The following is a 5165-nucleotide window of genomic DNA, read 5'->3' on the forward strand; positions in this document are numbered from 1 at the left end:
TAGATGGCACTTGGCGCTATTTTCTTGTCCCAGTCAATAGTCGCATTGGTCATGAGACGATCCTCTTGACCTGGAGTCTGGCTAAATTCTTGCGTTTTAATAAAGTCACCTGACTGGCTGATGAAGAAAGTCTTGACTGTGAAACGGTCGTAGTTGACCGCACGCATAACACTTTCAGCTGAAAGGACAGAGACTTCACGCTCTGCACTACGCCCACCGTATAAAAGAATAATCGTTTGTTTCATATTGCTTGTCCTAATTCTAATAGAATACTCGTTCTTTAGTATATCATATTTGCTTCTTTTTTGAAACTTGAATCTAAAAAAGCCCTCATTTGAGAGCTGAAATTTTACCGATCCACCACTTGAGCTTCAAAGTAAGCTGGCTTGTCGTCTACATTGGTGATGGTGATCGGTGATGGTGATCGTGTAGGACTTGTTATTAGTTACATAAAAAACTTTCTCCCCTTGGTAGCTGACAACAATCCCATTCTTTACCAAATGAATATCTTTTTGATTGTTTGGAAGCTCTTTATCATCATACCTTTTGGGAGCTCTATCTATTCTGCAAAATTTCGTTCTCTTTCCTTTTTCTACGCTGACCCGACCACCTGATACACTGCAACAATACTATCATACGAAGAATCAAATAAACCAAACGAAGGATTTTCATCTTTCCAAGAGCTGATAAGAAGGTTTTCCTTGCATTCCCCACTTCTTGAACTAACTGTTCAACCGTTTTACCTGTTTCCTCTTTAATAGCAACTGCATTCTTTGAAATCAAATAATAATTTTGTTCTAATCTGCTGATATAGGCTTTGGAAATTGGCTCGTCTAAGAAAAAATATACTCTATCAGCATACTCATCCTGAGACAGCGTATAGTAAACTTCAGCTTCACTCTCCCATTTTTTAGGAAAACTAGTTATTCTTATATTTCCATAGTCTAAATGCATCATTCCAACTAAAACGTCATTAGTCCATTCTTCCGCATAATGGTATAATTTCATTTTCTTATCTACCATTGGCCAAACTATAACATACCGACTATGCATGAATTCCTTAGTTAATGCCGAGTTACTTGCCAAGCTGGTCGCACCAATCTCATATACTGACCAAATAAGAACTATGAGCATTAGGACAGCTTGAGTTGGTTTGTTTTTATAATAGTTTCTTATTCTTTTTAACATTTTACTCTCCAACTGCGGGATTAGGTTTATCTAAATCTTTTTTGACATTTTGACTAGTATTCGCCACTAGAGCCTCTCTTGCATATTCGAAAGAAACAAGCTGATTGTTACTTTCAAAGCAAATAAGTCTCCTTTACCAAACAATTACAACAACTGAGGCCTAGTTTACGGTTCCTAAATCTACCGATCCACCACTTGAGCTTCAAAGTAAGCTGGCTTGTTGTCTACATTGGTGATGGTGATAGTATAGGGAGTTTCTTTCGTCACACCAAATACTTCCTTTATCTCCCCTTGAACCACTATACCATCACTTTCTAAATAGATACTTTTACTCTTATCATTTGGTAAGTCTTTGCGCTCGGTTTTGTCTTTTAAAAAAATTAGCTCCGTTATTGTTTGCTTTTCAACATTATAGACTATATTACTGTCTTTCATTCCCCAACCTTTTCGACCGGACAATTTTAACTTCGCATCATCTAATTTTTTAAAATGTAGTTCCGAATTATACTCCAGCTGCTCTGTTTTAGAAAAAACTTTCAATTCAACACTTTGACCTGGTTGCAGAGTGTACTTACCAGCATTTAAAACCACACAAATAAAAACTGCCGCAAACGAACCATACAACAATCCGATGATCATTCTTGAGAGACTGCTTTTAAAGTGCCGTAAAAGTAGAAATAAAGACACAATAAATAACACGGGTGTTAGCATTTTAGTTTTCCTCTCTCATCACTATTAAAATCCAGAAGAACTGTGGCCCTCAATCCCTCCTTAAAAGAGAGTATATTTTCCAACCCAAAAGAAAGCAGACCAAAGCTATCGAATAGTAGAAAATTTTCTGAAGCAAATGATTTAAAACTATCTTTCTCATCTGATTCACAACTGTATATAACTGATTCATCGCATTGTCCGAGCGTTGTTCCCAAACGGTCACTGAAGAACCTGTGTTACTTTCAATCACAGCTTGATTTTCACTTGCTAATTTCAAATATCTCCCAGCATGATACAACCGCTTTTCCCCATTTAACCAACTAATTTCAACACTCTTGTCTCCTTGTAATCGATTATTGTAACTGATGGATACCGCTTGATTCTCATAAGAAATCTTACTTTCAATTTGATTATAGTCATCCACCACATAGATAAGGCCGATGTTCTTTCCATTTTCTTTTGAGGGCACTAGATGAATATGCTTATCAAGAGCATGCCAATCCTGATCATTTTTATCTTGAATCAATTGAACCATACTACTATTCACATCCATCTTAGAAAATGAATAATATTGATAGATTGGCTTAATGATGAACAATACCATATAAAAAAGGAAAAATAGGAAAAAAAGGATAGACTTACTTTTATTTCTCATTTACTGCTCCAAAGTAACTTTTTTTACAAAATATTCTTGAGAACTCTGTCATGGCAACCTGCCTTTATAAAACTATTACCTCGTCGTTCCGTTTGTTATTCGGTTCTCCATATATCCTTAACTGTCACTTCTCCCCAATTATCTAGGCTAAAACGACTGGCATATATGGAAGTCCAGTCTGCCAAGACTTTGTGACGGAGTATTTCATCTGCTTCCCTGCGAATCTCATCGGCAGTCTTTCCATGCTCCGTTAGAAAGGCTTCTACTTGAGACTGATGATAATATCTCACGCTTTTCTCATCGTGATACCACATAAATCGTTCTAATTGCTGATTGTTTACATCGTACAGGTAATCTACATTTATGGTTGTCTCTGTATCTGGCAGTCTCAAACGCATCTCTATCCCAACTTTCGTCATCTCCTGAAATCCAAAATAAAAATAATAACCTAGAGATTGAATAGTATTTGGTAAGTCTACACTTTTATAATCAATAGAATGAATAGAAATTTCTTGAGAATCGTTGTCCACAAATTTTAAACTTTTTAACTTATAAAAAGCTCGTCCTTTCCAGAGAAATGTATGATTGTGATAATCACTTTCTTCGTAGTATATTTCATCAAAAATATTATGAACTCTCTGATATTTATAGTACTGAAAACCAGAGAAAGATAATAATAGAACTATTAGCAACGAAAAAATTACAAATTTCCTCTTCTTCATCTAATCACCTCATCTCTGTCAACTCTTGATTCCCTGTTTCAATATTTCGAATGAAATTATAAGTACTTGGGTAATTTTTTTGTAGCTTATCTACGGTATCTTTTCTAGTAAAATCCCTCAACACACCCCGTTGTTCATACAGCATTGTGTTGAGCAAGAAGCTTCTTTCTCTGGTAAACTATCCATACAAAGTCTGATACATCGTTTCCATGAAATCCTCAAGCTCTTTTTGAATAATCTTTAATAGGCGCTTTTCTTCAGCTTTGGGGATAGTCACTCTCTCATTTTTATTTTTTTCATTTGTTTGAAAATAGGCGCTAGAAACTATATCCAAGTTCTTATCCAATTCATATAGTACACTAGTTATTTTACCATCTATCTCTATTTCAAAATAAGCAGTAACCCCCCGTCCACGATACGATATTTTCAAATCGATGTCTCCTTTTATCTCGATGGAAGCAATTCCTCCATCCAAGCGAATAGCTCCATCGGGAGGAATGACATAGCCCGCTTTACGGATGTCAGGCGCATATTTCCCTGATGCCATCAAACGTTGTAAGACGACTATATTGTCCCTCTCTTCAAAGGAGGTTTTTAATTGCATATGTTCTTGATGGTTTTGATACTGAAAGTAAAGATTCAAACCAGTAGCTAAGGCAATTACAGAACCAATAACGATCAGTATTTTTTTAAGTCCCGACATTTTTCTCACCTCCTCTATCTAAGTAATCATAGAAGTCTTGTTCATACAGCATTGCGTTGAGTAAGAAGTTACTTTCTCTAAAAATCTAACCATACAAGGTTTGATACATCTTTTTCATGAAGTCATCAATCTCGCTTTGAACACTTCTCAACAAGTAATCTTCTTCGGCTTGGGGGATAGAAACAATCTCTCTTTTCCCGTTATCATTTTGCTGAGAATAGCTGGAATCAATTAAATTCAGATTTTTATCTAAAATAAAAGCTACATGCGTTTGTTTTTCATTAATCTGTGTAATGAAAAACAACTGAAAATCCTTAGCATCCTTTTTGGGAGGGCTAATTTTCAAATGTAACTCTCCTTCAATTTCTAATGGATAAATAACTCCATCCAATCGAATAGCTCCGTCAGAAGGAATAGTATATCCTGCCTTGCGGATGTCAGACGCATATTTTCCTGATGCCATTAAATGATGAAGAACTTCAATTCTTTCATTTTTCTCAAAGGCTTCTTTTAAAGTACTAGATTGTCGGAAATGATTGTAAGCAAAATATGAAGGAATTGCTAACAGAAACAAAAACAATACGATCAACCATTTAAACTGTTTTAATTTATCTGACATTAGTTTCTTCCCTCCATATAACACTCTCTTTCAAATAAGTTTTATTATAAACTCTCACTCGTCTTCCTCGTCGTCATAAACTGGCTCGCCATGGATTTTGATGTATTCTTCATTCCTGCGGTCGTCTTCTTCCCAAACCGGGTCTCTTACATCGTCCATAAACGGAATTTCTTCCAAACTCAGCTCGTTAGCCTCTTCATAACTCATCGAAAGGATATCCTCATGCCGGTTTTTAAATTCCTCCACACTTAACCAGCTCTCTTTATCATCTTCGCTAATCTGACCATCAATAGCAGTCGCAATTTCAATGGCCATAATATAGAAGGCACGTTTATCAACAGTTAGAAGGTCAAGGTGGGTAGAAGCTAAACGTAGACAGTCTCCTTTTTCTCGATAGTCTGTTGCTGGATTGTCTTCAAAATCTAATTCAAGATTTTCATATACATGACTCCCAAATTTATTGATAATCCCTTCTTTCAACTGAACATTATTCCATCTATTATCATGCATCCACTTATTCAATTTCAAGTGAATAGTTGGGTCTGTTTTAAATGGGCGAGTATTCCC

The 5165-nt window shown here is 35.9% G+C and carries 7 protein-coding genes and 2 pseudogenes; all 9 read right to left on the reverse strand.

The genetic code is table 11. The annotated features are described in order from the left end of the window. Positions 1 to 245, reverse strand: a pseudogene (locus tag GMD1S_RS06520) (D-alanine--D-alanine ligase); the annotation flags it as partial. A gap of 104 nt (positions 246 to 349) precedes the next feature. Further along, a pseudogene (locus tag GMD1S_RS12560) lies at positions 350 to 539 on the reverse strand (hypothetical protein); the annotation flags it as partial. Positions 540 to 555: 16 nt separating this feature from the next. Beyond that, on the reverse strand, positions 556 to 1188 hold the full coding sequence (locus GMD1S_RS06525; RefSeq protein WP_000919639.1) for a hypothetical protein: 633 nt from the start codon (positions 1186 to 1188) through the stop codon (positions 556 to 558). Between the two features lie 180 nt (positions 1189 to 1368). Next, a complete protein-coding gene (locus GMD1S_RS06530) occupies positions 1369 to 1899 on the reverse strand; it encodes a hypothetical protein (protein ID WP_000957422.1) in 531 nt (176 codons plus the stop codon). A gap of 49 nt (positions 1900 to 1948) precedes the next feature. Then, complete coding sequence (locus tag GMD1S_RS06535) at positions 1949 to 2554, reverse strand: hypothetical protein (protein ID WP_001244917.1); 606 nt, start codon at positions 2552 to 2554, stop codon at positions 1949 to 1951. A 95-nt stretch (positions 2555 to 2649) separates the two neighbouring features. Next, on the reverse strand, positions 2650 to 3276 hold the full coding sequence (locus tag GMD1S_RS06540; protein ID WP_000746267.1) for a TipC family immunity protein: 627 nt from the start codon (positions 3274 to 3276) through the stop codon (positions 2650 to 2652). Positions 3277 to 3454: 178 nt separating this feature from the next. After that, on the reverse strand, positions 3455 to 3979 hold the full coding sequence (locus tag GMD1S_RS06545; RefSeq protein WP_000015796.1) for a hypothetical protein: 525 nt from the start codon (positions 3977 to 3979) through the stop codon (positions 3455 to 3457). 85 nt (positions 3980 to 4064) lie between these two features. After that, entirely contained in the window at positions 4065 to 4598 is a 534-nt protein-coding gene (locus GMD1S_RS06550) for a hypothetical protein (protein ID WP_001280939.1), read from the reverse strand. A gap of 54 nt (positions 4599 to 4652) precedes the next feature. Beyond that, on the reverse strand, positions 4653 to 5165 hold a 513-nt coding region (locus GMD1S_RS12260), incomplete at its 5' end, for a hypothetical protein (RefSeq protein ID WP_000463782.1).

This window comes from Streptococcus sp. GMD1S, from assembly GCF_000296875.1.
Taxonomy (GTDB): Bacteria; Bacillota; Bacilli; order Lactobacillales; family Streptococcaceae; genus Streptococcus.

Excerpts from the sequence above, each read along its gene's own strand:
- GMD1S_RS06525 (WP_000919639.1), bottom strand. The coding sequence starts at position 1,188 with ATGTTAAAAAGAATAAGAAACTATTATAAAAACAAACCAACTCAAGCT.
- GMD1S_RS06530 (WP_000957422.1), bottom strand. The coding sequence starts at position 1,899 with ATGCTAACACCCGTGTTATTTATTGTGTCTTTATTTCTACTTTTACGG.
- GMD1S_RS06535 (WP_001244917.1), bottom strand. The coding sequence starts at position 2,554 with ATGAGAAATAAAAGTAAGTCTATCCTTTTTTTCCTATTTTTCCTTTTT.
- GMD1S_RS06540 (WP_000746267.1), bottom strand. The coding sequence starts at position 3,276 with ATGAAGAAGAGGAAATTTGTAATTTTTTCGTTGCTAATAGTTCTATTA.
- GMD1S_RS06545 (WP_000015796.1), bottom strand. The coding sequence starts at position 3,979 with ATGTCGGGACTTAAAAAAATACTGATCGTTATTGGTTCTGTAATTGCC.
- GMD1S_RS06550 (WP_001280939.1), bottom strand. The coding sequence starts at position 4,598 with ATGTCAGATAAATTAAAACAGTTTAAATGGTTGATCGTATTGTTTTTG.